Annotated in this window: 29 protein-coding genes and 1 riboswitch; of the genes, 20 read left to right on the top strand and 9 right to left on the bottom strand. The window is 59.9% G+C overall.

Annotation, left to right across the window (positions count from 1 at the left end):
• Positions 1-25: 25 nt before the first annotated feature.
• The 5 genes from rpsK to bfr all read left to right on the top strand — a co-directional run bounded on the left by rpsK (position 26) and on the right by bfr (position 3,161).
• Entirely contained in the window at positions 26-415 is a 390-nt protein-coding gene (gene rpsK, locus BMZ32_RS14290) for a 30S ribosomal protein S11 (protein WP_013789773.1), read from the top strand.
• Between the two features lie 17 nt (positions 416-432).
• On the top strand, positions 433-1,053 hold the full coding sequence (gene rpsD, locus BMZ32_RS14295; protein WP_090243127.1) for a 30S ribosomal protein S4: 621 nt from the start codon (positions 433-435) through the stop codon (positions 1,051-1,053).
• Positions 1,054-1,075: 22 nt separating this feature from the next.
• Positions 1,076-2,077, top strand: a complete 1,002-nt coding sequence (locus BMZ32_RS14300) for a DNA-directed RNA polymerase subunit alpha (protein WP_090243129.1) — start codon at positions 1,076-1,078, stop codon at positions 2,075-2,077.
• Between the two features lie 42 nt (positions 2,078-2,119).
• A complete protein-coding gene (rplQ, locus tag BMZ32_RS14305; RefSeq protein ID WP_069519894.1) occupies positions 2,120-2,506 on the top strand; it encodes a 50S ribosomal protein L17 in 387 nt (128 codons plus the stop codon).
• Positions 2,507-2,696: 190 nt separating this feature from the next.
• Complete coding sequence (gene bfr, locus BMZ32_RS14310) at positions 2,697-3,161, top strand: bacterioferritin (protein ID WP_090243131.1); 465 nt, start codon at positions 2,697-2,699, stop codon at positions 3,159-3,161.
• 57 nt (positions 3,162-3,218) lie between these two features.
• Here the strand turns inward: bfr and uvrA are convergent, their stop codons facing one another.
• Positions 3,219-6,053: an excinuclease ABC subunit UvrA gene (gene uvrA / locus BMZ32_RS14315; RefSeq protein ID WP_090243875.1), complete on the bottom strand. Its 2,835-nt coding sequence runs from the start codon at positions 6,051-6,053 to the stop codon at positions 3,219-3,221.
• Between the two features lie 135 nt (positions 6,054-6,188).
• Between uvrA and BMZ32_RS14320 the strand changes: the two genes are divergently transcribed.
• Genes BMZ32_RS14320 through BMZ32_RS14335 form a run of 4 tightly spaced genes read left to right on the top strand, consistent with a single transcriptional unit; the run spans position 6,189 to position 9,927 of the window.
• On the top strand, positions 6,189-7,577 hold the full coding sequence (locus BMZ32_RS14320; protein WP_090243133.1) for an MFS transporter: 1,389 nt from the start codon (positions 6,189-6,191) through the stop codon (positions 7,575-7,577).
• Between the two features lie 17 nt (positions 7,578-7,594).
• Positions 7,595-8,092 carry a single-stranded DNA-binding protein gene (locus BMZ32_RS14325; protein ID WP_090243135.1) on the top strand — a complete coding sequence of 166 codons (498 nt, stop codon included), beginning with the start codon at positions 7,595-7,597 and terminating at the stop codon, positions 8,090-8,092.
• A 22-nt stretch (positions 8,093-8,114) separates the two neighbouring features.
• Complete coding sequence (locus tag BMZ32_RS14330; protein ID WP_090243137.1) at positions 8,115-8,999, top strand: sugar nucleotide-binding protein; 885 nt, start codon at positions 8,115-8,117, stop codon at positions 8,997-8,999.
• Positions 8,992-9,927, top strand: coding sequence for an NAD-dependent epimerase/dehydratase family protein (locus tag BMZ32_RS14335; RefSeq protein ID WP_090243139.1), 936 nt, complete (start codon positions 8,992-8,994; stop codon positions 9,925-9,927). Before BMZ32_RS14330 ends, BMZ32_RS14335 begins: the two co-directional genes overlap by 8 nt.
• A 56-nt stretch (positions 9,928-9,983) precedes the next feature.
• Here the strand turns inward: BMZ32_RS14335 and BMZ32_RS14340 are convergent, their stop codons facing one another.
• The gene (locus tag BMZ32_RS14340) at positions 9,984-10,670 is read right to left on the bottom strand and encodes an OmpW/AlkL family protein (protein ID WP_090243141.1); all 687 of its coding nucleotides are present in this window, start codon (positions 10,668-10,670) and stop codon (positions 9,984-9,986) included.
• A 237-nt stretch (positions 10,671-10,907) separates the two neighbouring features.
• Here BMZ32_RS14340 and BMZ32_RS14345 point away from each other — a divergent pair, with 237 nt between their 5' ends.
• From BMZ32_RS14345 to BMZ32_RS14370, 6 genes are read left to right on the top strand one after another with little or no spacing between them, the layout of a single operon-like run.
• Complete coding sequence (locus BMZ32_RS14345) at positions 10,908-11,678, top strand: DUF3450 domain-containing protein (protein ID WP_090243143.1); 771 nt, start codon at positions 10,908-10,910, stop codon at positions 11,676-11,678.
• Complete coding sequence (locus BMZ32_RS14350; protein WP_090243145.1) at positions 11,675-13,021, top strand: MotA/TolQ/ExbB proton channel family protein; 1,347 nt, start codon at positions 11,675-11,677, stop codon at positions 13,019-13,021. The genes BMZ32_RS14345 and BMZ32_RS14350 overlap by 4 nt, the downstream gene beginning before the upstream one ends.
• Positions 13,014-13,562: a MotA/TolQ/ExbB proton channel family protein gene (locus BMZ32_RS14355; RefSeq protein ID WP_090243147.1), complete on the top strand. Its 549-nt coding sequence runs from the start codon at positions 13,014-13,016 to the stop codon at positions 13,560-13,562. The genes BMZ32_RS14350 and BMZ32_RS14355 overlap by 8 nt, the downstream gene beginning before the upstream one ends.
• A gap of 10 nt (positions 13,563-13,572) precedes the next feature.
• Positions 13,573-13,983: an ExbD/TolR family protein gene (locus BMZ32_RS14360; protein ID WP_090243149.1), complete on the top strand. Its 411-nt coding sequence runs from the start codon at positions 13,573-13,575 to the stop codon at positions 13,981-13,983.
• Positions 13,983-14,681: an energy transducer TonB gene (locus BMZ32_RS14365; RefSeq protein WP_090243151.1), complete on the top strand. Its 699-nt coding sequence runs from the start codon at positions 13,983-13,985 to the stop codon at positions 14,679-14,681. The genes BMZ32_RS14360 and BMZ32_RS14365 overlap by 1 nt, the downstream gene beginning before the upstream one ends.
• 1 nt (position 14,682) lies before the next feature.
• Entirely contained in the window at positions 14,683-15,780 is a 1,098-nt protein-coding gene (locus BMZ32_RS14370) for a tetratricopeptide repeat protein (RefSeq protein ID WP_090243153.1), read from the top strand.
• Positions 15,781-15,907: 127 nt separating this feature from the next.
• Here the strand turns inward: BMZ32_RS14370 and BMZ32_RS14375 are convergent, their stop codons facing one another.
• Genes BMZ32_RS14375 through BMZ32_RS14390 form a run of 4 tightly spaced genes read right to left on the bottom strand, consistent with a single transcriptional unit; the run spans position 15,908 to position 19,038 of the window.
• Positions 15,908-16,429: a DUF3299 domain-containing protein gene (locus BMZ32_RS14375; RefSeq protein ID WP_090243155.1), complete on the bottom strand. Its 522-nt coding sequence runs from the start codon at positions 16,427-16,429 to the stop codon at positions 15,908-15,910.
• Positions 16,430-16,438: 9 nt separating this feature from the next.
• On the bottom strand, positions 16,439-17,704 hold the full coding sequence (locus BMZ32_RS14380; RefSeq protein WP_090243157.1) for an ABC transporter permease: 1,266 nt from the start codon (positions 17,702-17,704) through the stop codon (positions 16,439-16,441).
• 2 nt (positions 17,705-17,706) lie between these two features.
• A complete protein-coding gene (locus tag BMZ32_RS14385) occupies positions 17,707-18,417 on the bottom strand; it encodes an ABC transporter ATP-binding protein (protein ID WP_090243159.1) in 711 nt (236 codons plus the stop codon).
• Between the two features lie 48 nt (positions 18,418-18,465).
• Positions 18,466-19,038, bottom strand: a complete 573-nt coding sequence (locus tag BMZ32_RS14390) for a DUF2796 domain-containing protein (protein WP_090243161.1) — start codon at positions 19,036-19,038, stop codon at positions 18,466-18,468.
• Positions 19,039-19,165: 127 nt separating this feature from the next.
• Here BMZ32_RS14390 and BMZ32_RS14395 point away from each other — a divergent pair, with 127 nt between their 5' ends.
• Positions 19,166-19,510, top strand: a complete 345-nt coding sequence (locus BMZ32_RS14395; protein ID WP_090243163.1) for a hypothetical protein — start codon at positions 19,166-19,168, stop codon at positions 19,508-19,510.
• Between the two features lie 97 nt (positions 19,511-19,607).
• On the opposite strand, the gene trxA is transcribed toward BMZ32_RS14395, so the two are convergent.
• From trxA to BMZ32_RS14410, 3 genes are all read right to left on the bottom strand, one after another.
• On the bottom strand, positions 19,608-20,480 hold the full coding sequence (gene trxA, locus BMZ32_RS14400) for a thioredoxin (protein WP_090243165.1): 873 nt from the start codon (positions 20,478-20,480) through the stop codon (positions 19,608-19,610).
• Between the two features lie 67 nt (positions 20,481-20,547).
• Positions 20,548-21,204, bottom strand: coding sequence for a class I SAM-dependent methyltransferase (locus BMZ32_RS14405; RefSeq protein WP_090243167.1), 657 nt, complete (start codon positions 21,202-21,204; stop codon positions 20,548-20,550).
• The gene (locus BMZ32_RS14410; protein WP_090243169.1) at positions 21,201-21,647 is read right to left on the bottom strand and encodes a YbaY family lipoprotein; all 447 of its coding nucleotides are present in this window, start codon (positions 21,645-21,647) and stop codon (positions 21,201-21,203) included. Before BMZ32_RS14410 ends, BMZ32_RS14405 begins: the two co-directional genes overlap by 4 nt.
• A gap of 115 nt (positions 21,648-21,762) precedes the next feature.
• Between BMZ32_RS14410 and nrdR the strand changes: the two genes are divergently transcribed.
• The 4 genes from nrdR to ribBA all read left to right on the top strand — a co-directional run bounded on the left by nrdR (position 21,763) and on the right by ribBA (position 25,548).
• Entirely contained in the window at positions 21,763-22,227 is a 465-nt protein-coding gene (gene nrdR, locus BMZ32_RS14415) for a transcriptional regulator NrdR (protein WP_167376767.1), read from the top strand.
• Complete coding sequence (gene ribD, locus BMZ32_RS14420) at positions 22,227-23,345, top strand: bifunctional diaminohydroxyphosphoribosylaminopyrimidine deaminase/5-amino-6-(5-phosphoribosylamino)uracil reductase RibD (RefSeq protein ID WP_090243173.1); 1,119 nt, start codon at positions 22,227-22,229, stop codon at positions 23,343-23,345. The genes nrdR and ribD overlap by 1 nt, the downstream gene beginning before the upstream one ends.
• 101 nt (positions 23,346-23,446) lie before the next feature.
• Positions 23,447-23,610: riboswitch (FMN riboswitch) on the top strand.
• Between the two features lie 168 nt (positions 23,611-23,778).
• Positions 23,779-24,441 carry a riboflavin synthase gene (locus BMZ32_RS14425; protein ID WP_090243175.1) on the top strand — a complete coding sequence of 221 codons (663 nt, stop codon included), beginning with the start codon at positions 23,779-23,781 and terminating at the stop codon, positions 24,439-24,441.
• Positions 24,442-24,453: 12 nt separating this feature from the next.
• Positions 24,454-25,548 (top strand): bifunctional 3,4-dihydroxy-2-butanone-4-phosphate synthase/GTP cyclohydrolase II, encoded by a 1,095-nt coding sequence (ribBA, locus tag BMZ32_RS14430; protein WP_090243177.1) that lies wholly within the window; start codon positions 24,454-24,456, stop codon positions 25,546-25,548.
• Positions 25,549-25,596 lie beyond the last annotated feature (48 nt).

A 25,596-nucleotide genomic window follows, 5' to 3' on the forward strand; every position in this document is an offset into this window, starting at 1 on the left:
TTCGCGCATCGACAGGAATTTAGTCATGGCAAAACCTGCTGCTCGTACTCGTAAGAAAGTCAAAAAGACAGTGGTTGATGGCATCGCCCACATCCACGCTTCTTTCAACAACACAATCGTGACCATTACTGACCGTCAGGGCAACGCTCTGTCCTGGGCTACCTCTGGTGGTTCGGGTTTCCGCGGCTCGCGTAAAAGCACCCCGTTCGCCGCCCAGGTGGCTGCAGAACGTGCTGGTCAAGCTGCGCTGGAATACGGCCTGAAGAACCTCGACGTTAACGTTAAGGGTCCCGGTCCGGGTCGTGAGTCCGCTGTCCGTGCTTTGAACGGTTGCGGCTATAAGATCGCCAGCATCACCGATGTGACGCCCATCCCGCATAACGGGTGCCGTCCTTCGAAGAAGCGTCGCGTGTAATCAGGAGACAGTGAGAAATGGCTCGTTACATTGGTCCCAAGTGCAAACTGTCTCGTCGTGAAGGCACAGATCTTTTCCTAAAAAGCGGTGTACGCGCTCTGGAATCGAAGTGCAACATCGAAGCAGCCCCAGGTATTCACGGTCAGCGCCGTGGTCGTCAGTCTGACTACGGCACACAGCTACGTGAGAAGCAAAAAGTTCGTCGTATCTACGGTGTACTTGAGCGTCAGTTCAGTGGTTATTACAAAGAAGCGGCCGGCAAGAAAGGCGCTACTGGTGAGAACCTGCTGCAACTGCTCGAGTGTCGTCTGGATAACGTGGTTTATCGCATGGGCTATGGCTCAACTCGCGCTGAATCCCGTCAGCTGGTATCGCACAAGTCGATCAGCGTAAACGGTAATACTGTAAACGTTCCGTCCTACCAGGTTAAAGCTGGCGACGTCGTTGCAATTCGCGAGAAGGCGAAGAATCAGCTGCGCATTGTTCAAGCTCTCGAGCTGTGTGCCCAGCGTGGCCGCGTTGAATGGGTAGAAGTAGACACTGAGAAGAAGTCTGGCGTGTTCAAAAGCGTCCCGGCTCGCAGTGATCTCTCCGCTGACATCAACGAAAGCCTGATTGTCGAGCTCTACTCCAAGTAAGGGCTAGAAAATAGGTGCATCCATGCAGATTTCGGTAAATGAGTTCCTGACCCCCCGTCACATTGATGTGCAGGTGGTCAGTCCGACCCGCGCCAAGATCACTCTCGAGCCTCTCGAGCGTGGCTTTGGCCACACCCTGGGCAACGCGCTGCGCCGCATCTTGTTGTCCTCTATGCCTGGCTGTGCAGTAGTTGAGGCCGAGATTGACGGTGTACTCCATGAGTACAGCGCCATCGAAGGTGTTCAGGAAGATGTCATTGAAATCCTGCTCAACCTGAAAGGTCTGGCTGTCAAATTGCACGGTCGAGACGAAGTGACACTGACTCTGGCGAAGAAGGGCTCGGGCGTAGTTACCGCTGCCGATATTCAGCTGGATCACGATGTCGAAATCGTCAATGGCGACCACGTAATCGCCAATATGGCTTCCACTGGCGCGCTGAACATGAAGCTCACCATAGCTCGTGGTCGCGGCTATGAGCCGGCTGACGCTCGTCAGAGCGATGAAGATGAAAGCCGCAGCATTGGTCGCTTGCAGCTGGATGCTTCGTTCAGCCCGGTACGCCGTGTGTCGTACGTGGTGGAAAACGCTCGTGTTGAGCAGCGTACTAACTTGGACAAGTTGGTTATCGACCTGGAGACCAACGGTACTCTGGACCCAGAAGAGGCAATTCGTCGTGCCGCAACCATCCTGCAACAGCAGTTGGCTGCGTTCGTCGACCTCAAAGGCGACAGTGAGCCAGTGGTAGTTGAGCAGGAAGACGAGATCGATCCGATCCTTCTGCGTCCGGTTGATGACCTGGAATTGACTGTTCGTTCGGCTAACTGCCTCAAGGCAGAGAACATTTATTACATCGGTGATCTGATTCAGCGCACCGAAGTTGAATTGTTGAAAACGCCGAACCTGGGCAAGAAATCCCTGACTGAAATCAAGGATGTTCTGGCTTCTCGCGGTCTTTCCCTCGGTATGCGCCTCGACAATTGGCCGCCGGCAAGTCTGAAGAAAGACGATAAGGCGACTGCCTGATCGTCATCATCACCGAACGTGAGTTTGGTAAGGAATTGAACCATGCGTCATCGTAAAAGTGGCCGTCACCTCAGCCGCACCAGCGCACACCGCAAGGCCATGTTCCAGAACATGGCGGTATCGCTGTTCGAGCATGAGCTGATCAAAACTACTCTGCCGAAAGCCAAAGAGCTGCGTCGCGTTGCCGAGCCGCTGATTACTCTGGCTAAAGAAGACAGCGTTGCCAATCGTCGTCTGGCCTTCGACCGTACGCGTTCGAAAGCCATCGTCGGTAAGCTGTTCAACGACCTGGGCAAGCGCTACGCCACCCGTCAGGGCGGTTATCTGCGTATTCTCAAGTGCGGTTTCCGCACGGGCGACAATGCTCCAATGGCCTATGTTGAGCTGGTTGACCGTCCGGTCGCTGGTGCAGCTGTAGACGCTGAGTAAGTTGTTGGTTGTATAAAAAACCGGGCCTTGGCCCGGTTTTTTTATACGCTAAATAAGCTGTGCGCTTTGCATGTTTGACGGGTTTTTCTGCGTGTCATTGCGCTGCTAGCGTTTAGCTTTGTGCTTGACCCCTGCGCTGCGTGCGGCGAGCATAAACCACTGTTACCGCTCGATTAAGGGACCCCCCCCCATGAAAGGTCATGTAGAAGTCATCGATTACCTGAAGATGCTGCTTAAAGGCGAGCTAGCGGCGCGTGATCAATATTTCGTGCATTCGCGTCTCTATGAAGACTGGGGCTTCAGCAAGTTGTACGAGCGAATCAACCATGAAATGGAAGAGGAGACTCAGCACGCTGATGCGATCCTTAGGCGCATTCTATTTCTCGAAGGCACGCCGGACATGGTTGCTGATGGCTTTAGCTTCGGTCAGGCAGTGCCTGAGATGCTTAAGCTCGACCTCGCGTTGGAATATCACGTGCGGGAAGCCTTGAGTAAGGGCATCGCGCTCTGTGAGCAGCATCAGGATTATCAAACCCGTGACATCCTCTTGGTGCAGCTCAAGGATACCGAGGAAGATCATGCTTACTGGTTGGAGATTCAACTTGGCTTGATCGACAAACTCGGTCTACAAAACTACCTACAGGCGCAGATGTAGGCGTTTATAGACAATAAAAAGCCCCGAAATCCGGGGCTTTTTATTGCGTGCGCGTAGTCAGTCGCGGTCGCGTTCAAGCAGTGGCTTGAGGAAGTAGCCAGTATGCGACTGCGCCATCTCGGCGACTGCCTCGGGCGTGCCGACCGCTATAATTTGGCCGCCCTTAGAGCCACCTTCTGGGCCGAGATCAACCAGCCAGTCAGCCGTCTTGATTACGTCCAAATTGTGCTCGATCACCACCACGGTATTGCCGTGGTCGCGCAGGCGGTGCAGGACGTCGAGCAGTTGCTGGATGTCGGCGAAATGCAGGCCGGTGGTTGGCTCATCAAGGATGTATAGGGTCTTGCCAGTATCACGTTTGCTTAGCTCGCGACTCAGTTTGACTCGTTGCGCCTCGCCCCCGGAGAGGGTGGTCGCGCTCTGCCCTAGCTTGATATAGGACAGGCCGACATCCATCAGGGTTTGTAGCTTACGCGCCAGCGCTGGCACGGCATCGAAGAACACCCTTGCTTCCTCGATGGTCATGTCGAGCACTTCGGTGATGCTTTTACCCTTGTACTTCACCTCTAGGGTTTCGCGGTTGTAACGCTTGCTCTTGCACACATCGCAGGGCACATAGATGTCTGGGAGGAAGTGCATCTCCACCTTGATCAGGCCGTCGCCCTGGCAGGCCTCGCAACGTCCGCCCTTGACGTTAAAACTGAAACGCCCCGGGCCGTAACCGCGCGAGCGTGATTCCGGTACGCCAGCGAACAGCTCGCGGATTGGGGTGAACAGGCCCGTATAGGTCGCCGGGTTCGAGCGTGGCGTGCGGCCGATCGGGCTTTGGTCAATGTCGACCACTTTGTCCAGGTGCTGCAAGCCATCGATGCTGTCGTGGGCGGCAGCTTCTAATGTGGTCGCGCCGTTGAGTGCCGTGGCACTCAACGGGTACAGGGTGTTGTTGATCAGTGTCGATTTACCCGAGCCGGATACCCCCGTCACGCAGGTCAGCAAGCCAATCGGGATCTCCAGATCGACATTGCGCAGGTTGTTGCCGCGCGCGCCTTTAATCTTCAGCGACAGCTTGCTGTCCCGTGGCGTGCGCTTGGCCGGTACGGCAATTTTCACGCGGCCGGAGAGGTACTTGCCTGTTAGTGAGTCAGGGTGGGCCATGACTTCGGCGGCGGTGCCCTGGGCGACGATCTGGCCGCCATGTACGCCAGCGCCTGGACCAATATCGACCACGTAGTCGGCCATGCGAATCGCGTCTTCGTCGTGCTCAACGACGATCACCGTGTTGCCGATGTCGCGTAGGTGGCGCAGGGTACCGAGCAGGCGTTCATTGTCGCGCTGATGAAGGCCAATGGACGGCTCGTCGAGGATGTACATGACCCCGACCAGTCCGGCGCCAATCTGGCTCGCCAGGCGAATGCGTTGCGCTTCGCCGCCGGACAGGGTGTCGGCGCTGCGGTCCAGGGTCAGGTAGTCGAGGCCGACGTTGACCAAAAACTGCAGGCGCTCGCGGATTTCCTTGAGGATCTTTTCGGCAATTTCACCGCGGCGGCCAGGCAAGGCGAGGCTGCCGAAGTACTCGGTGGCGTCACCAATCGGCATGCCGCTCACGGCGGGCAGGGTTTTCTCGCCGACCCACACATGCCGCGCTTCACGGCGCAGGCGTGTGCCGCGGCAGTCCTGGCAGGCCTGGGTGCTGAGGAACTTGGCCAGCTCCTCGCGCACGCTGGTGGATTCGGTTTCGCGGTAGCGCCGCTCCAGGTTCGGCACGATGCCTTCGAAGGGGTGAGAGCGTTTGACGATGTCGCCGCGGTCGTTAAGGTATTTGAAGTCGACGTTCTGTGCGCCACTGCCAAACAGAATGCATTTCTGGTGTTCGGCGCTGAGATCGTCAAACGGCACTTCCAGGCTGAAACCGTAATGTGCGGCCAGAGAGCCGAGCATCTGGAAGTAATAGACGTTACGCCGGTCCCAGCCGCGGATTGCGCCCTCGGCCAGGGTCATTTCACCATTGACCAAGCGTTTGATATCGAAGAACTGCTTCACGCCCAGGCCATCACAAGTCGGGCAGGCGCCAGCCGGATTGTTGAAGGAAAACAACTTGGGCTCCAACTCGCTGATGGAATGGCCGCAAGTCGGGCAGGCGAAGCGCGCGGAGAAGATGATCTCTTCACCGCTTTCGCCTTCCATTGGGGCGATCAGCGCTAGACCGTCGGCCAGCTTCAGTGCCGTCTCGAACGACTCGGCGAGGCGTTGCTGTAGGTCGCCGCGGGCTTTGAAGCGGTCAACCACCGCATCAATGCTGTGCTTCTTTTGCTTGTCGAGTTTCGGCAGCTCGTCCAGCTCATAAATTTTGCCGTTGACCCGCACACGCACGAAACCCTGCGCGCGAAGTTCATCGAAGACCGCAAGGTGTTCGCCTTTACGTTCGCGAATAATCGGGGCCAGCAGCATTAGCTTGCTGCCTTCGGGCAGAGCCAGCACCTGATCGACCATCTGGCTGACGGTTTGTGCTTCCAGGGGCAGGTCGTGGTCCGGGCAGCGTGGAATACCGGCGCGGGCATAAAGCAGGCGCAAATAATCGTAGATTTCGGTGATGGTGCCGACGGTGGAGCGGGGGTTGTGTGAAGTGGATTTCTGCTCGATGGAGATCGCTGGCGACAGGCCTTCAATCGTATCGACGTCAGGCTTTTCCATCATCGACAGAAATTGCCGGGCGTAGGCAGAGAGTGATTCGACATAACGGCGCTGGCCCTCGGCGTAGAGGGTGTCAAAAGCCAGTGATGACTTGCCGGAGCCGGACAGGCCGGTGATCACGATCAGCTTGTCGCGCGGCAGGGTCAGGTCGATATTCTTCAGGTTATGGGTGCGTGCACCCCGGATCAGAATCTTGTCCACAAACAACGGCCTCGCATGGCGGGCGGAAAACCACCGAGTATACGGGGCCAAAGGCGGGCGCGGCAAAGCGTCACTGCTGTGCCGCGCTCATTGAGTGCTGCTAGAATCGCCGCCTCTTTCTTCAGGGTCTTTCCCATGCATGATCCGCACAGCGAGCGTATGAGCGGCAGTGAAACCCGCGCGGCCGGTGGCTTAGCGTTGGTGTTCGCTTTTCGCATGCTCGGTATGTTTATGGTGCTGCCCGTGCTGGCGACCTATGGCATGGAATTGCAGGGCAGTACGCCAGCATTAATCGGCCTGGCCATCGGTGCGTATGGGCTGACCCAGGCATTTTTGCAGATTCCTTTTGGCATGCTCAGCGACCGTATCGGTCGCCGCCCGGTTATCTATGCGGGGCTGGTGATTTTTGCCGCCGGCAGCTTACTGGCCGCCAATGCGGACTCGATCTGGGGCGTGATTGCCGGGCGTGTGCTGCAGGGTGCCGGTGCAATTTCTGCTGCGGTGATGGCGTTATTGTCCGACCTAACCCGCGAGCAGCATCGGACCAAGGCCATGGCGGTGATCGGCATGAGTATCGGCCTGTCATTTGCCGTGGCTATGGTAGTAGGTCCGCTGTTAACCCGTGCCTTTGGCCTGCCGGGGTTGTTTCTTGCCACCGCCGCTATGGCGCTGCTGGGTATCGTGATTGTTGCGGGGTTAGTGCCGTCTTCCGCCGGGCCGTTGCAGCATCGCGAGTCTGGAGTGAGCAAACAGGCGTTATGGCCGACGCTCAAGCATGCCGACCTGCTGCGCCTGGACTTCGGTATTCTGGTACTGCACGCCATCCTGATGGCCAGCTTTATCGCCTTGCCGCTGGCGCTGGTGGAGCAGGGCGGCCTGGCCAAGGAAGAGCACTGGTGGGTATACCTGACCGCGTTGCTGGTAGGGTTCTTCGGTATGGTGCCGTTTATCATCTACGGCGAAAAAAAGCGTCGCATGAAGCATGTGCTGCTCGGCGCGGTGAGCGTTCTGCTGTTATGTGAGCTGTTCTTCTGGTGGTTTGGCACTAGCCTGCGTGCGCTGGTGCTGGGAACTGTGGTGTTTTTCACCGCCTTCAACCTGCTGGAGGCCTCGCTGCCTTCGTTGATCAGTAAGGTGGCGCCGGCCGGCGGCAAAGGCACGGCGATGGGTGTGTATTCCACCAGCCAGTTTCTCGGTGCGGCTATCGGCGGCATCCTTGGTGGCTGGTTGTATCAGCACTACAGCCTGTCGGGCGTGTTTGCGGGCTGTGCCTTACTGGCTCTTTTTTGGCTGGGCTTTGCTGTTACTATGCGCGAACCGCCGTATGTAACCAGCCTGCGCCTGCCGCTTTCAGCGGCAGCCTTGCAAGAGGCTGGGTTGGCCGAGCGTTTGCAGGCTGTGCCCGGAGTGGCGGATGCCGTAGTGGCGCGCGATGAAGCGGCCATCTATATCAAAGTGGATACCCAACAATTGGATCGTACGTCTCTCGAGCGCCTCATAGAGCAGGCGCCGGCGACGTGCTGAAAGCCTAGGAGAACGTTATGGCCCGTGGGGTTAACAAAGTCATTCTGGTCGGTACCTGCGGACAGGACCCGGAAACCCGTTATCTGCCAAACGGCAACGCGGTCACCAATCTGAGCCTGGCCACCAGCGAGCAGTGGACTGACAAGCAAACCGGGCAGAAAGTCGAGAAGACTGAATGGCACCGCGTTTCGATGTTCGGCAAGGTTGCCGAGATCGCCGGCGAGTACCTGCGCAAAGGCTCCCAGGTATATATCGAGGGCAAGTTGCAGACCCGCGAGTGGGAAAAAGACGGCATCAAGCGCTACACCACTGAAATCGTTGTGGATATGCAGGGCACCATGCAGCTATTGGGCGGCCGTCCAGACAATGCCGGTGGTGACTCTGCGTCGCGTCAGCAGCGTCCTGCTGCTGCACCGCAACGCGCACCACAGCAATCTGCTCCGCGTCCAGCGCCGCAACCAGCGGCCCAGCCTGCGCCGGATTTCGACAGTTTTGATGACGATATTCCATTCTGATTAGCTGAGTCAGCGCTCAATTATGCGTATGCGGCTGATGCTGCTGGGTGGCGGTAATGCGCTGGGGCAGGCATTGATCCGTCTCGGTGCCGAAGAGGATATTAATTTTCTCGCACCCAAGCCTCCTGCGTCAGGCTGGGATCCTGCCAGCCTGACGCAGTTGCTGGATGACACCCGCCCCGATGCCCTGATCAACCTTGCTTACTACTTCGACTGGTTTCAGGCCGAAGGCGTAAGCGAGGCGCACTTTGCTGCCCAGGAACGCTCTGTTGAGCGCCTTGCTGAGCTCTGTCAGCACCACCAGATCCGTTTACTGCAGCCGTCCAGCTATCGCGTCTTCGATGGCGTGCGCGCTACGGCTTATGGCGAGAAGGAAGAGCCTCAGCCGCTTGGCCTGCGTGGGCGGGCGTTGTGGCGTTTTGAGCAGCGTGTGCGTGCCTCCTGCCCGCGACATGTGCTGTTGCGTTTCGGCTGGCTGCTGGACGACAGTGCGAATGGTTTGCTCGGACGCTTTCTCGTGCGCGCCGCAGAGGATTCGCCGCTGCTTTTAGCGGATGACCGGCGGGGTAACCCGACTCCGGTCGACGATGCCGCCCGCGTGATTATTGCTGTGCTCAAACAGCTGGATTGCCAAACGCCCTTGTGGGGTACTTACCACTACGGTGGGCATGAGGCGACGACGTCGCTGGCGCTGGGGCAGGCGGTGCTCAGTGAAGCGCGTAACTTCCGTAGCAATCTAATCGACGAGCTCAGCCCGCAGGCTCACAGCGCTCGTGCGGATGCCTGCGAAGAACCGCAACATGCGGTGCTGTCTTGCAAGAAAATTCTGCACACCTTCGGTATTAAGCCTCGCGCCTGGCGCTCGGGTTTGCCGAGCCTACTGGATCGTTACTATCGCCATGTCTGATTCCCGACCTATCTTGATTACTGGGGGAGCCGGCTTTATCGGTTCGCATTTGGTTGATGCGTTGTTGGCACAAGGCCGCCATGTTCGCGTGCTGGACAACCTGTCGATGGGTAGGCTGGCCAACCTGCCGCTGGATAATCCTCTGCTGCAGTTTATCCAAGGTGATGTGGCTGACTCGGCTGTCTTGGCTCAGGCGGTGGCGGGTTGCGCTGCGGTGGCGCACTTGGCTGCGGTTGCGTCAGTGCAAGCTTCGGTGGACGACCCGGTGAGTACTCACCAGAGCAATTTTGTCGGTACCCTGAACGTGTGCGAGGCGATGCGCTTACATGGCGTTAAGCGAGTGCTGTTCGCCTCCAGTGCGGCGGTCTATGGCAATAATGGCGAAGGCCAGGCAATTGATGAAAATACGGCCAAGGCCCCGCTGACGCCCTATGCGGCTGACAAATTAGCCAGTGAGCATTACCTGGATTTCTATCGCCGCCAGCATGGCCTGGAACCGGCGATCTTCCGCTTCTTCAACATTTTCGGGCCGCGCCAGGATCCGTCTTCGCCGTACTCCGGCGTCATCAGTATCTTCACCCAGCGTGCCCAGCAGAGCCTGCCGATTAGCGTGTTTGGTGATGGTGAGCAGACTCGTGATTTCTTCTTTGTCGCCGATCTGGTGATCTTGCTGATGCAAGCGCTGAATGCACCGCACGTGGTGGAGGGGGCGGTGAATGTCGGCTGGAACCAAGCAGTTAGCTTGAATCAGTTGTTGGCAGAAATCGGTGAGCTGTGCGGCGGCCTGCCTGCCGTTAGCTATCAGGCGCCGCGAGCTGGCGATATTCGTCATTCGCGCGCTAATAACCAGCGCTTACAAGCGCACTATCAGCTACCCCAGGCAACGCTTATACAAGAAGGCTTGCGGCGTTTGTTAGCGCAGTCTTGAGACGTAGATAAACAAAAAAGCCGGCCACGTGGCCGGCTTTTTTGTGCCGTTTAGTCTTAGAACTTGTAGCCCAGGCCGACCATGTACACGAGCGGGTCGACATCCACGTCGACTTTGACCTTCTGGCCGCCATATGAAGTGGTGCCGGTGGTTTCGATGTCGATGTAACGCACTTGGGCGTTAAGCATGATGTTGTCGGTCAGCATATAGTCCATGCCAACCTGGGCTGCGAGGCCCCACGAGTCTTTCATGTCCAAGCCACTGAAGCCTTTGGTTTCTGCTTCGCTGCTCAACTCGGTGTCAAAGAACCACGTGTAGTTAATGCCCGCCCCCAAGTAAGGCTGGAAGGCGGAGCTGGCGTCAAGCGGGTAATAAAGCACGCTCAGGGTTGGCGGTAGATGCTTGAGCTCGCCCAGGTTGCCGTTCAGGCCGGCGAATGCTCCAGGCATACCTTGCACGCCAACGTCATGGCTGAATGGGGTCGCGGCCAGCAGCTCAATGCCGATGTTGTTGGTCAACATATAGGCGAAGTTCAAACCCAGCTGAGTATCGCTATCCAAGGTCGCCTTAGTGCCTGCTACATCGGTGTTGAGCGCGCCGACCCAGATATCACTGCTGCTTTCCTGCGGGTCAACGGTGATGGCACCGGCGCGCACGATGATGTCGCCCGCTTGGTGTGCCTGCGCCAGTGGGGCGGCAATAGCTAAAGCCAGCAGTGAGGCGGTAAAAAGTGAGGTACGCATGTGTGCTCCCATAAAGCATCGGTTCGTATTGGCTGGATACGATGTTAGGGCGCAAGAAAAAACGGCTGTTGATCCAGCTCAATAAAGTAGTGAGCTATCTAAATTTTCTTATCTGAGCTGTTGAAGCGTTGCTTACGCCTGTCTGGTCGGGGGTATTGGCTTGATGTGGGTTGCATGAGGATATGATGCAGTTGATAATGCTTCTCTTTACTCATGATCTCTTACAAGGAATGCCTCATGACCCCTCTGCCGAAGCGTCTGCTGGCAGTCGCTCTGGTTTTGGCCAGCGCGCCACTTGCGGCCAGCTCTCTGGATGCCGCGCTGGATGAAAGTCAGCAATTAGCGGTCGATGCCAAGGCCTCGCAGGCGCGTATCGAGCAGCTTGATGACGCCAGTCGGGACATGCTTAGCGAATACCGTAATGCGCTGCAGCAGGCCGAAGCCCTGCAGAGTTACAACATACAGCTGCGTGAGCTGGTGGCGGCGCAACGTAAAGAGCTGACGGGTTATCAGCAGCAGCTGGATGGTATTGAGCGCACTCAGGAGGCCGTCACGCCACAGATGCGCCGCATGGTTGAGGTTCTGGGCGAGTTTATCGCCGCTGATCTGCCGTTCCTTCCCGATGAGCGCAGTGATCGCCTGGCTCAGTTACAGGATTTGTTGCCGCGTGCCGATGTCAGCCTGGCGGAAAAGTACCGACGTATTCTTGAGGCTTACCAAGTGGAAAGTGATTACGGTCGCACTCTGGAGGCCTGGCGTGGCGAGCTGCCGAGCGACGGCAGCTCGCGTAGTGTCGAGTTTCTGCGCTTGGGCCGCGTCATGCTGTATTTCCAAACCCTCGATGGCCACGAAAGTGGCTGGTGGAACCCGCAAACCCGTAGCTGGCAAATCCTCGATGGCAATGCGCGCCGTCCATTGCGTCAGGCCATTGCGATTGCCCGTCAGGAGCAGGCTCCGGCCTTGCTTGACCTGCCTGTGAAAACCCTGGCGCTGGAGGCCAAGCCATGAACCGTCGTGTTCTTGCTCTAACCCTGGCCCTGCTGCCAGCGCTGGCCGTTGCGGCCGAACCCTTGAGCCCGGACCAACTGCTGCAACGCATTCGCAGTGAGCGTGCTGCCGAAGTTACGGCCATGCAGATCCGTGAGCAGGCCTTTATTGCGGAGCGTGGCGAGCGCGCGCAGTTATTGGCGGGTGCGCGTAGCGCCTTGAGCACACAGAAGGCCGAAGCCGAGCGGCTAAAGGCTGAGTTTGACCGTCAAGAAAGTCAGTTGGCCGAGCAGGAGAAACTGCTGACTCAACGTGTCGGCCATCTCGGTGAGTTATTTGGCGTGGTTCGCCAAAGCGCCGGTGATGTCGCCGGGCAGTGGCAGGACAGTCTGCTCAACGCGCAATACCCGCAGCGTCTGGCCAGCCTCAAGGCATTGGCTGAAAGCCGCACGCTGCCATCCGCCGCCGATCTCGATGGCTATTGGATGCTGCTGCTCGAAGACCTGACCGCCAGCGGCCGCGTAGAGCAGGTGCAGTTGCCGGTGGTTGCTGCTGATGGCACGCGTGCACTGCAAAGCGTGCTGCGCGTCGGCACGTTTTCCGCCTACGGCACCGATGCTTTCTTGCGTTACGACGCCGATGCGGGCGAGCTGATTGCTCCGCCGCGTCAGCCGTCCGGGCTGGGTCAAATGGGCGATTACCTGGGCAGCGGCGAAGCAGTTGCCAGCCTGCCGATCGACCCGAGCCGCGGCACATTGCTGGCGCAGTTGCAGCGTCAGCCTGGGTTGTGGGATCGCGTGCAACAGGGTGGTCTGGTCGGCTGGGTGATCCTCGCCCTGGGCCTGTTTGGTCTGCTGCTGGCGATCTGGCGCATGGTCTTTCTGACCCGTGCGGGGCGTGGCGTCAGCGCGCAGATGCATGACCTCAGCGCGCCGCGTGCGGACAACCCGCTGGGCCGGATCATCGGCGTGCTGGGGCCTAAACCGCAATTGTCGGACCTGGAAACCCTGGAGCTGAAGCTCGACGAAGCCATCCTGCTGGAAACCCCGCCGCTGGAAAAAGGCCAGGGCCTGCTCAAGCTGCTGTGCGCCGTAGCGCCGCTGCTGGGGCTGCTCGGTACCGTGACCGGCATGATCGTCACCTTCCAAGCGATTACCCAAGGCGGTGGCGGCGATTCACGGCTGATGGCGGATGGTATCTCGCAAGCGTTGGTCACTACCGTGCTGGGCCTGGTCGTAGCGATTCCGCTGCTGTTCCTGCACACCCTGCTGGCCAGTCGCAGTAAAGGCCTGATCCAGCTGCTCGAACAGCAGAGCGCCGGGCTGATCGCCCTGCATCTGTCGGGAGCCCCGCGCCGTGACTGATTGGCTGGCGCTATGGTTGCGCCTGGTTGACAGCAGCCATGCCTTGCTCGATTTCATGAGCGCCGGTGGCGTGGTGATGTGGGCGCTGGCGGGTCTGTGCGTGGTGTTCTGGACCTTGGTATTTGAGCGTTTCTGGTACATGCGCCGCGTGTTCCCAGAGTGGGTGAAAGAGCGTCGCCAAGCCTGGCAGCAGGTATTGAGCGACGACACCGGCAACTGGCAACGCGCGGTGCGCAGCGCCTGGTTGGCGCAGGCGCAACAGCATTTGCTCGGGCCGTTGCGCCTGAGCAAGACCCTGGTGGCGATGTATCCGCTGCTCGGCTTGCTCGGCACGGTGAGCGGCATGGTGGCGGTGTTTGACGTATTGGCCATCAACGGCACCGGTAACCCGCGCGGCATGGCCGCTGGCGTTTGGCAGGCGACCCTGCCGACCATGGCCGGCATGGTGCTGGCGATTAGTGGATTGTTCAGCTTGGCGCGTCTCGAACGTGATGCGCGCCGGGCTCTAGAGCGGCTGGCTGACCAGCTGCGTCACGACTGAGATTCAACACATGAGAATGCGCCGTCACCACCAGCAAGACGAAGACACCGGCATCGACCTGACGCCGATGCTCGACGTGGTCTTTATCATGCTGATCTTCTTTATCGTCACCAGCTCCTTTATCAAGGAAGCCGGTGTCGAAGTGCAGCGGCCACAGGCGGAAACCGCCAGCCCGCAGGACAAAGGCAACATCCTCATCGCCATCACTGCCGATGGGCAGGTGTGGATGGACAAAAAAGTGGTCGATGTCCGCAGCGTACGCGCCCATGTCGAGCGTATGCGTGTCGATCAACCCGATGGCGCCGTGGTGGTGCAGGCCGACCAAGATGCCCGTACCGGACTGGTGGTGCAGGTAATGGATCAGGCGCGCCTGGCCGGCGTGCAGGATGTTGCGCTGGCGGCCACGGCAGGAGCGCGTTGATGCGCTTGCCCCTGTCGTTTGCGGCGGCCTGTGTGATGGCGTTGGCGCTGTTCGGTCTGATGCTTTATATGGTCGCGCCGCCGGCTAGTAAGCCGAGTGACGAGCCGCTGACGGTGGCCAATTTTGTGCGTTTGGACGGTAAGGCTAGCGATACTGCGACGCGCACCCGCCAGCAGGCGCCGCAGCCACCGCAAGCACAAACGCCACCGCCGCCAACAGCACAGGCGCCGATGACGGCCACCCCGAGCGCTAACCTACCCGCACTGGATTTGCCGGTGCCGAGCCTGAGCGTGGGGGTTGCTGTGAGCAGTGCGCCGACGCCGAGTTTGAGTGGCCTGGCCGCGGGTGCCTCGGCGCCGAGCGTGGCGACGCCCGGCACGCCTGCCTCCAGCGATGTGGGTGGTCAGCCGGGCGGCCCGGAAAGTGAAGTGATGCCGCTTAACGATGTCAGCCCTAATTACCCACGCTATGCCTTGCAGCGCGGCATCGAAGGCCACGTGAAACTAGCGTTCACCATTAACCGTGCGGGTGCAGTAGAGAACGTACGCGTTACCGACGCCAGCCCTAAGAACGTCTTCGAGCGTGACGCGCGCCGCGCTGCCGTGCGCTGGCGTTTTGCACCGCGCACCGAGGGTGGTCTAGCGGTGGCGCGTGAGGCGGTGAAAACCCTGTACTTCCGTCTGGAAGGAGGTCGCTGATATGTATCGTCTCGTGTTGCTGATCGCACTGTTTGGCGCAGGTCTCGCACAAGCCGCTGGGCAGCGTGTTGACCCGGGTGTGTTTCGCGCTTTGGATACGGCGCAGACCGCACAGAAGAAGGGTGACTACGCCGCCGCGCGACGGGCCTTGGATACCGCCAGCGGTCAGCCGGGCAGCCTGGAAGAAGCGCTGCTGTGGCGCAGCCGCGGCTATCTTGCCTGGGCCGAAGGCAATAATGCTCAAGCCATCCTACTGCTGGAGAAAGTGCTAAAAAGTGGCAAGTTGGACACTGAGTTGCAGGCTGCAGAGGCGCTCAATCTGGCTCGCCTCAACCTAGTCGAGCAGCGTTATGCCCGCGTTGTAACCCTGCTCTCGCCGGCGCAGGCGAAGGCCGGTGAAGAGGTGCTGCAAATGCTGGTGCAGGCCTATCAAGGCCTCGGCCATCCGGCCAAGGCGTTGCCCCTAGCTGAACGTTACGTGCAGACCAATCCGCAGGCCGCCGATAGCTGGTTGCAGTTTCTGGTGGCAACGAATGCCGACCTGAAAAAATATACCGCCGCCGAACGCTGGCAGCGGCAACTGTTGGTGCGTCAGCCGAATAATGCCCAGGGCTGGCGTCAGTTGGCGGCGTTGCAGCAGCTCAGCGGTAATCACGCTAAGTCCCTGGCGACCTTGCGCGCCGCCTACCAGAAGGGGGTGCGCTTCGATGAACGAGAGTTGGATAACCTGGTGTTGCTGGCCGGCGCGGCCGAGCAACCCTGGCAAGGTGCCACGCTGTTGGCCGGCATGCTCGATCAAGGCTTACTGCCGCGTACCGCCGCTCGCGAAGAGCGCCTAGCGCTGCTCTGGTGGCAGGCGCGCGAGCGCAGTAAGGCTGCGCAGATTTTCCGTGAGCTAGCCGAGCGTTCGGGCAGTGCCAAGCACTGGATGAATCTGGCCCAGTTGGAGATGGAACAGGCACGCTGGCAGGCGGGGCTGGATGCCCTGGCCATGGCTGAACGAGCCGGCGCCGAGCGCAGCAAAGTGCGCAGCTGGCGGAACTGGGCGGAAAGTGAGTTGAGCTTCGAGCGGGAAAAGCGTGTGGCCAGCCGTCACTAATTACAGCGCTTAATCATCGGTAGCCCGGATGCACTCCGAGGGCCATGTCGTTGCCCCGGATGTTCTCCGGCTACAAAAAAAGCCGTTCACCTGGCTGAGGTGAACGGCCTCGGTGTTAGCGCGTGGCTCAACTATCTGGCAGCTCGTAGGCGTAAATCTTCTCGGCCTGCATCTGATAACCCGCTTCGGCCAGTTCGCTGCTGGTTTGCTCGACCTTGAGCGGGCCTTCGATCCAGAATGGCTGATACAGCGCATCCATCAATACGCCCAGCTCAGTAGTGACATGCACGATCTGGTTCGACGGAGGTGGCGGTACGTGGATGCACGCGCCGAAGTAAGGTACCAAGAGAAACTCAGTTACCCGGCCTTCCTCGGTGACATCCAGCGGCACGATATAGCCGGGCAGTTTTACCGCTTGGCCATTCAGCGCCTGTACCACTGGGGCAGCCGGCGACTGTTGCTGGCTGGCGGGACCGGACTCTGCCAGGGCGTCGGCCAGCTGCGAGAGGTCATGCATGGGCGTCGGTTGCGTGACTTGCGGCGGCGCATCGGGCGGAATCAGCTCTGACCACGTCAGCTCGCGCACCTCGGCAGCCGCCAGTGGCAGGGCCAGGGTGAACAACAGGGTGGCGAACAGGGAGCGGTGCATGCAAAAACCTCATAAACGGATCGATAAGCCATCGGCCAGGGATTGGCGGTAGGCGCGCCAGGCCGGTACACAGCCCATCAACAGGGCGGCGCTGAGGATAGCGCCGAGCAGCGTCCACTCATAGCGGGTTGGTAGATTCAGTGGCAGGTACAGGCCGTAATTCGCCTGCACATAGCCTTGTGCTCCGGCAATGCTGAGGTACAGCAGCAGTAAACCGAGCACTACACCAGCCAGGGCCAGGGCAAAGGCTTCAACAATCAGCAGGCTGGCGATATGCCAAGGCCGAGCACCGACCGAGCGCAGAATCGCCATTTCCCGCCTACGTTCGTTAAGGCTGGTGAGAATCGCGGTAAGCATGCCGATCAGCCCGGTCAGCACAACGAATAACGAGACCACGAACAGCGCTTTTTCGGCGGTCCCCATCAGACTCCACAATTCCTGCAGCGCCACGCCAGGCAGAATCGCCAGCAGCGGCTCGCCGCGAAACTCGTTGATCTCCCGCTGCAGGCTGAAGGTGGCGATTTTACTATTCAAACCAAGCAGCACGGCAGTGATCTGCTTGGGCTGTAGCTCCATGGCGCGTGCCTGTTCGGCGCTGACCTTGGCCGCGCCGCGTGCCGGCATACCGTTCTGCCAGTCGACATGCAGGGCTTCCATGCCGGCTAGGGAAATATGCAGGGTGCGATCCACCGGAGTGCCGGTGCGTTTAAGTATGCCGACCACCTTGAACGGTTTGTCGTCATGTTTGACCAGGCTGATGGTGGCCACACCGTGGGCCAGCACCAGCTCTTGGTCGAGCTGGTAGTCAAGCGCCTGGGCTACTTCCGCGCCGAGCACCACTTCGAACGGGTCATCGGTAAAGGCGCGGCCGCTGCTCAGTTGCAAGGTTTGATTGCGCGCATAGCGGTAGTGCTCGAAGTACGCTGTGCTGGTGCCCATCACCCGGTAGCCACGGTGTGAGTCGCCGAGGGAGATCGGGATGGCCCACTTCACCTGGCGGTGCTCGGCTAGGTGCTCGAAGCTGTCCCAACGGATATTGTTGGTGGCATTGCCGATGCGGAACACCGAGTACAGCAGCAAGTTGACGCTGCCCGAGCGTGCGCCGACGATCAGATCGGTGCCGCTGATGGTATTGGCAAAGCTGGCGCGGGCTTCCGTGCGCACCCGCTCAACAGCCAACAATAAACACACAGACAACGCGATGGCGAATACGGTGAGCAATGCGGTAAAGCGGCGGTTATTCAGGCTGGCCAGGGCAAGGCGCAGTAGGTACATGCTTAAACCTCTTCCAAGTAGCTAGCGCGGTTCAGTTCAACGAGCGACAGGCTGCGGTCGAACAATCGCGCCAGGCTTTGATCGTGACTGACAAACAGCAGGCTGGAGCCGGCGGCACGGCATTCGGCGAATAGCAGCTCGAGAAAGGCTTCGCGGGCATCGGCATCCAGCGCCGAGGTGGGTTCGTCAGCAATTACCAGTTCCGGCTGGCCGATCAACGCGCGGGCGGCAGCGACGCGCTGCTGCTGCCCAATCGACAGGTCACCGGCGCGGCGCTGCAGCAGCTCAGGCTGGTGTAAGCCGAGGTGGGCGAGCAGGGCGCTGGTGGCCTTGGCCACGCTGCCATGGCGCTGCACGGCGCGGCTGGCGCGCAGTTTGGAGAAGTGGCAGGGCAGCTCGACGTTTTCGCGCACTGAGAGAAACGGCAGCAGGTTGAACTGCTGGAAGATATAGCCGGTGTGATCGACGCGAAAGCGGTCGCGGGCACCAGCGGACAGTGTGCTCAAGTCCTGATCGAGCAGTCGGATGCTGCCGCGATTGGGCTTCTGCACCCCGCCGAGCAGACCCAGCAGGGTGGTCTTGCCGCTGCCGCTGGGGCCTTTGAGAAACAGGCTTTCGCCGTGTTGCAGGCTAAATGTATCGATGTCCAGCAGCTCGGGCTGGCCGGGCCAGGCAAAGCCGAGGTTAGACAGTTGGATCAGGGCTGTGCTCATAAAATAAGCGGCCGGGTTGCTCCGGCCGTTCTGCTGCAAAAGAGGTGATTAGAAACTCAGAGTCGGCTGCGCGGGGGTTAGTTCTAACCCTTGCTGACCATTCGGGCCGATCAGTTGTACCTGAATTTTTTGGGTGGCGGGGAAGCGCTTGAACAGCTCGGTCAGATCAAGTTGCTTGAGCTGGTCGGGTGCCTGGCAGTCGAGGGTGTAGTGCGCGTCGATGTCACTGTGAGCGTTCTCATGCTCGTGGGATTCAGCATGTCCAGCAAACAGCGGGCTTTGCAGCTCCGTTTGGCTGAGGCTGCAGTCGCCTGTATTCACGCCGAACAGCAGCGTTGGCTGTTCCAGCTGGCTACGAGCAGCGGCGACCTTGGCTTTGTCCGCATCCGTCTCGGCATTATGTTCGAAGCCCACTAGGTTCATGGCCGGGCTTTCCAGTTGTAGCTCTAGCACATGGCCGTCGAGCACTACGTTGAGTTGCGCGGCGCCGTGCGCGTGGGCGTCCAGGCTGCCGTGTTCGGCATGCTCGTGCTGGTGTTCGTCGTGCTCATGGCTGTGTTCGGCAGCGCTAATGGCAAGAGGCAGCAGGGCAAAAGGCAGGGCAAGTAGCAGGCGGCGCATGAAGGTCTCCGGTTCGAAATAATTAGTTGTTACGTTATAACAACTTTTTGGGGTGCGTGACCAGTCTTCCTTGGCGTCCTCGCTGTGGCGTGGGAGCATGGCGGCTGATCAGTAGAGGGGCAGGGTGATGGTGCGAATTCGTGGGCAGATCGGCGCGTGGCCGGTGGACCTGACGGTTGAGCTGGATGCGCAGGATTGGGCGCAACTGGCTCAACATGTGACCCTGGAAGTGCCGACTGCGCCGGTAGCGGCTGCCGCAGCCGTGACCAGCGACGCGCTGTGGCAGACCACGCTGGCGTTATTGCGTGAGGCCGGGCAGCTCGAAGGGCCACACTTGCTTGGGCAACTGGCGGGGCTGGCAGGCGGTGAGGCAGCAGGCAAGCGGCTGTTGGTGCGCCTGCGTCATTGCGCGCAGGTGCGAGTGGAGGCGGGCGCCGATGCGCCCATTTATCACTGGATTGGCGGAGAGTAATCGTCTTGCTTGTGCGGCTAAAGCTCTTCCCCCGGAGTTCACTGTGCTCGTGGGAGGGGTTTTAGCCGCGAGATTCGCACCGAACGGCAGACAGGGTTTAGTAAATCGCTTGATACAGCTTGCGCCGGTAGGCCGTGACCAGTGGGTGGTCATTGCCGAGCAGGTCGAAGACTTGCAGCAGCGTTTTGTGCGGCAGGCCGTCGGTGTAGTTACGGTTGCGGATAAACAGCGCGAGCAGGGCATCTAATGCGGGCTCGTAATGCTGGCGCGCCAACTGCTGCACAGCCAGTTGATAGCAGGCTTCATCATCTTCAGCGTTTTGCCCTAGGCGGGTTTTCAGGGTGGCCACGTCGGGCAGTTCGCTGGCCTGGCGCAGAAAGGTCAGCTGCGCGCGGGCGCCGGCCAGGGCTTGTTTGTGTTCATCGCCTTTGACTGCGCTCAACACGGTTTCGGCTTCGTCTAGTTCTCCGCGTTCGGCCAGGCAGCGAGCGTAGAGAATGAGCGCCGCGGCGTGTTCATTATTCTCCGTCAGCAGCACCTTGAGTACGGCTTCGGCATCGGCAAAACGCCCTTCGCTGAACAGCGCTTGCGCGGCTTCCATCGGGTCGGCTGCCGCGGGTGCAGGCTCGGCCACATGGGGCTTGAGCATCTCGCGAATCGCCGATTCGGGCTGCGCCCCGGTAAAACCATCGACCGGTTTACCCTCTTTGAACAACACCACGGTAGGCAGGCTGCGAATGCCAAAGCGGGCGACGATATCTTGCTCGATGTCGCAGTTGACCTTGGCCAGCAGCAGCTCGCCCTGATACTCCTCGGTGATCTTCGCCAGCAGTGGCATCAATGCTTTGCAGGGCGCACACCATTCAGCCCAAAAATCCACCAGGACGGGTTGCTGGAAGGAGTTTTCGATGACCAACTGTTCGAAGCTGGCGCTGCCTGCGATATCAAAAATATAAGGGGAGTCGCTCATGGTCGGTCTCGGCTGAAATGCAATGGGCTATAAATGCGGGCGCGGCGCGCAGTATGCAAGGGGCGATTCAATCGCGCTGCGCGTGGTACAGGCTGACGTGGCGAAACTCCGCCGGCTCGGCCAGGTCCGGCCATGTGCACGCCTCGAGTATGCCAAGGCGCTGATACAGCGGGTGCTGGAAGTCGCGTACCCGTGAGTCGGCCACCAGCGCCTGACGGCCGCGACTGAGGAACTGGTCGAGCAGCGGCAGGTTGGCGCGGTCATACAGCACGTCGGCGACGATGATCAGGTCGAAACGATCAGCCTCTTGAAAGAAATCCGCCGAGTAACCGAGTTCTACATCATTCAATGCCGCGTTGGCTCGGCAGGCGTCGATGGCCAATGGGTCGAGGTCGCAGGCCACCACTTCCAGTGCACCAGCTTTGGCGGCGGCAATGGCCGCCACGCCGGAGCCGGTACCGAAATCCAGTACGCGCTTGCCGCGCACCCACTCGGGGTGTTCGGCCAGCCAGCGTGCCAGCACCAGGCCGCTGGCCCAGCAGAAACACCAGTAGGGCGGCTCTTCGAGGATGCGCCGGGTTTCTTCGGGGCTGAAGGCGCGGTTCATATTTTCCGCATCGATCAGCCAGAGTTTGAGGTCCGTGCCGGGCAGAGTTTCCGCGCTGAGCTGGGCGTCACCGAGCAGTTCGCTGAGAGCGGCCTGTAAGGCGGTGGGCGCTCTCATGGTGCGGGCACCAGGCGCAATTCACCGAGGGCCTGGGTGTCGCCGCCGGCAATCGGCTGCGCGGGCAAGCGCAGAATCAGCCGGCCGGCCTGATTGGCGCGGCCATGCAACTCGATGCGCGAGTGCTTGCTGAAGGTGTCTGGGTTGAATGGCAGGCGAAACGCCAGCGGCTTGCCGGTACCGCGCAGCTGGATATTGCCCAGGAGGGCTTGTGGGTTGCCGCGCTGATCAACCGCGAGCAGGGCGAGCTCGACATCTGCGCCGCTTGGCACATTCAGCAGGCTGCCACTCAGCTCGCGCTGATAGGCGGGTAGCGGCGCTTTTGCTGCCTGGGCTTGAGGTGGTGTGGTCGTCGTGGCGGGTGGACCATCGCGGGTGCAGGCCGCCAGGAGCGCTACCAGGCTCAATGAGATCAGCGATTGCAGCGGCGTACGGTTTTTCATCGAGGGCATCAACTCCGCTGGTTTGGGTGGGCGCCTGTATACCGCAAAGCCCTCGGTTTGTCTTGCCAGAGGGATGCGCTACCATGGTGCTTTCGTTCTAAGGCTGGCTTTATTTATGCACTGCCCTTTTTGCGCTGCCAATGACACCAAGGTGATCGACTCACGGCTGGTTGCCGAGGGCGGGCAGGTACGTCGACGGCGTGAATGCGTGGCCTGTGAAGAGCGCTTTACTACCTTTGAAACCGCCGAGCTGGTGATGCCGCGTCTGATTAAGCAGGACGGCAGCCGTCAGCCGTTCGATGAAGACAAGCTGCGTGCCGGCATGCAGCGCGCGCTGGAAAAGCGCCCCGTCAGTATCGAGCGTCTAGAAGCGGCCATCGCCCATATCAAACACAAGCTGCGTGCCACCGGTGAGCGTGAGATCAAGTCGCTGGTGCTCGGTGAGCTGGTGATGGGCGAGCTGCAGAAGCTCGATGAAGTGGCCTATATCCGCTTCGCCTCGGTGTACAAACGTTTTCAAGACCTCAACGAGTTCCGCGAGGAAATCGACCGTCTATCCCGCGAGCCCATCAAAGGTTGATGATGAATTCCGATCACGCCTTTATGGCTCGTGCACTGGAGCTGGCCCGTAAAGGCCTGTACTCCACCCACCCTAATCCTCGTGTCGGCTGTGTGATCGTCAGTGATGGACGCATTGTGGGTGAAGGCTGGCATGCCCGTGCCGGTGAGCCCCATGCCGAGGTGAATGCGCTACGTCAGGCCGGCGATCAAGCCCTTGGCGCGACGGCCTACGTCACCCTTGAGCCCTGCAGCCATCACGGGCGCACGCCGCCCTGTGCCGATGCATTGGTCAACGCCGGTATTGCCCGCGTCGTCGCAGCCATGCAGGACCCCAATCCACAGGTTGGTGGTAATGGGCTGCTGCGTTTGATGCATGCCGGTATCGCGGTGCAAAGCGGTGTGCTCGAGGCAGAGGCGCGTGCATTGAATGCCGGTTTTATCAAGCGTATGGAGAAGGGCCTGCCATTTGTACGGGTCAAGCTGGCGATGAGTCTGGACGGGCGTACGGCCATGGCCAGCGGCGAGAGCCAGTGGATTACCGGCCCTGCAGCGCGGGCGGCGGTACAGCGCCTGCGCGCCCGCTCCAGCGTGGTACTCACCGGTGCCGATACGGTGCTGGCTGATGATGCTCGCTTGACCGTGCGCCCCGATGAGTTGGGCCTGGGCGCCGAACTGACCGCCTTGGCGCAGGCGCGGCCACCGCTGCGGGTACTGGTTGATGGGCGTCTGCGGGTACCCTTGAGCGTGCCGTTTTTCCAGGTCGGTGCGGCCATGGTGGCGACCTGTGCGGCGGCGTCTGCCCGTGATCGCTATCTCGACGATGGACACGAACTATTGGCCGTGCCGGGCAGTAACGGGCATGTTGACCTGCGCAAACTACTGGTTGAGCTGGCCGCACGGGGTGCTAACGAGGTGTTGGTTGAAGCCGGTCCGCGTCTGGCCGGGGCGTTTGCCCGCTTGGGGCTGGTGGATGAGTACCAGCTGTTCGTCGCGCCCAAACTGCTCGGCTCCAGTGCGCGGCCGCTGCTTGACCTGCCGTTAGCGCGGATGGCCGATGCGCCGGCGCTGAAAATTGTCGAAATGCGCGCGGTTGGAGATGACTGGCGCATTATCGCCGTGCCGCAGCCGGCAGAGTGATCGGCTGCCAGTTCGCCATGGCAGGTCATTCAGACTGTCGGTTGCCGATGCAGAGCAGCGGCTATTTATGGTAAAACGCGTCTCGGCTACGCAGGTGGTCGTAACGTTCTCAGGGCGGGGTGTAATTCCCCACCGGCGGTAATGACGCGCAAAGTGTCTAGCCCGCGAGCGCTTGTCCAAGGCGGTGTAAGCCCGAGGACAAGGTCAGCAGACCCGGTGTGATTCCGGGGCCGACGGTTAAAGTCCGGATAAAGAGAGAGCGGGATTGCCTCAATAAGGCGCATTTAGGTGCGTCTTGAAATCCCTATCGATCAAACACGCCCTGTTTTTTTATAAAACAGGAGTTGGTCTAGATGTCTGATTTTTATTTCGTGCCGCGCGTATCTGGCGTTCTCCGCCAGTGCTGTGCCGTGGGCGCTAAACAGGGGGTGGCATGTTTACCGGCATAATCGAAGCCATTGGCAGTATCCGTGCGCTAACGCCTAAGGGTGGCGATGTGCGGGTGTATGTGGAAACCGGCAAGCTCGATCTGGGCGACGTCAAACTGGGTGACAGTATTGCGGTAAACGGCGTGTGCCTGACGGCGGTTGAACTGCCGGGCGACGGCTTTTGGGCTGATGTCAGCCGTGAGACCTTGGCGCGTACCGCGTTTATCGATTTCAAGGCTGGCAGTAAGGTCAACCTGGAAAAGGCCCTGACACCCACCAGCCGTCTAGGTGGCCACCTGGTCAGCGGGCATATTGACGGCGTCGGCGAGATCGTCTCGATGGCGGAAAATGCCCGTGCTTGGCAGTTCACCATCCGCGCCCCGCGTGAGTTGGCCAAGTACATCGCCCACAAAGGCTCGATCACCGTCGATGGCACCAGCCTGACGGTTAACTCGGTCAACGGTGCTGAGTTCGAGCTGACTATCGTGCCGCATACCTTGGCCGAGACCATCATGATTGACTACCGCCCTGGCCGTCAGGTCAATCTCGAAGTGGACCTGCTGGCCCGTTACCTGGAGCGTCTGTTGCTCGGTGACAAGGCTGCCGAGCCCGCTGCCTCGGGCATGACCGTAAGTTTTCTCGCCGAACACGGCTACCTGAACAAATAAGGAATCGCTCGTATGGCTCTTAACAGTATTGAAGAACTGGTCGAAGATATCCGTGCCGGCAAGATGGTCATCCTTATGGATGATGAAGACCGCGAGAACGAAGGCGACCTGATCATCGCCTCCGAGTGCGTCACCGCCGAGCACATCAACTTTATGGCGCGCTTCGCTCGTGGTCTGATCTGCATGCCAATGACCCGCGAGCGCTGCGAAACCCTCAAGCTGCCGCTGATGGCGCCGCGTAACGGTTCCGGTTTTGGCACCAAGTTTACCGTCTCCATCGAAGCTGCTGTGGGTGTGACCACCGGGATTTCAGCCGCTGATCGCGCCTGTACCGTACAAGCTGCTGCGGCGAAGAATGCCCAGGCCGACGACATTGTCAGCCCCGGTCATATCTTCCCGCTGATGGCGCAAGCCGGCGGCGTGCTGGCGCGTGCCGGGCATACCGAGGCGGCTTGCGACCTAGCGCGGATGGGCGGTTTTGAGCCGAGCGGGGTGATCTGCGAGATCATGAACGACGACGGCACTATGTCGCGTCGCCCTGAGCTTGAAGAGTTCGCCAAGCACCACGGCATCAAAATCGGCACCATCGCTGACCTGATTCACTACCGTTTGATGCATGAACGCACGGTTGAGCGTGTTAGCGAGCAGGTGCTCGACAGCGAGTTGGGTCAGTTCAACCTGGTGACCTACAGCGACTCGGTGGAGAACGACGTACACATGGCGTTGACCCTCGGCGAAATCTGCGCCGAAGAGCCAACGCTGGTGCGCGTGCACAACATGGATCCGCTGCGTGACCTGTTTATGGTTAACCAGCCAGGGCGTTGGAGCCTGCGTGCTGCAATGGCCGAAGTCGCCAAGGATGGCAGCGGCGTAGTGCTGCTGTTGGGTAATCCGCTGACCGGCCCGGACCTGCTCGCGCATTTGGAGCGCCAGCTGGGCGGTGAGGCGAAAGTTGCCAACCCGACCACCTACAGCACCGTCGGTGCGGGCTCGCAGATTCTGCGTGACCTCGGCGTGCGCAAGATGCGCCTGATGAGTTCACCGATGAAGTTCAATGCGATATCCGGCTTTGACCTGGAAGTTGTAGAATACCTGCCCGCTGAGTAAGACCGCCGCGCTGCTGCGCTTGGACATACTGGGTTGAAAACAGGTTCG

Origin of the sequence: Pseudomonas guineae (assembly GCF_900113745.1) — a bacterium.
In the GTDB taxonomy this organism is placed as follows: Bacteria; Pseudomonadota; Gammaproteobacteria; order Pseudomonadales; family Pseudomonadaceae; genus Aquipseudomonas; species Aquipseudomonas guineae.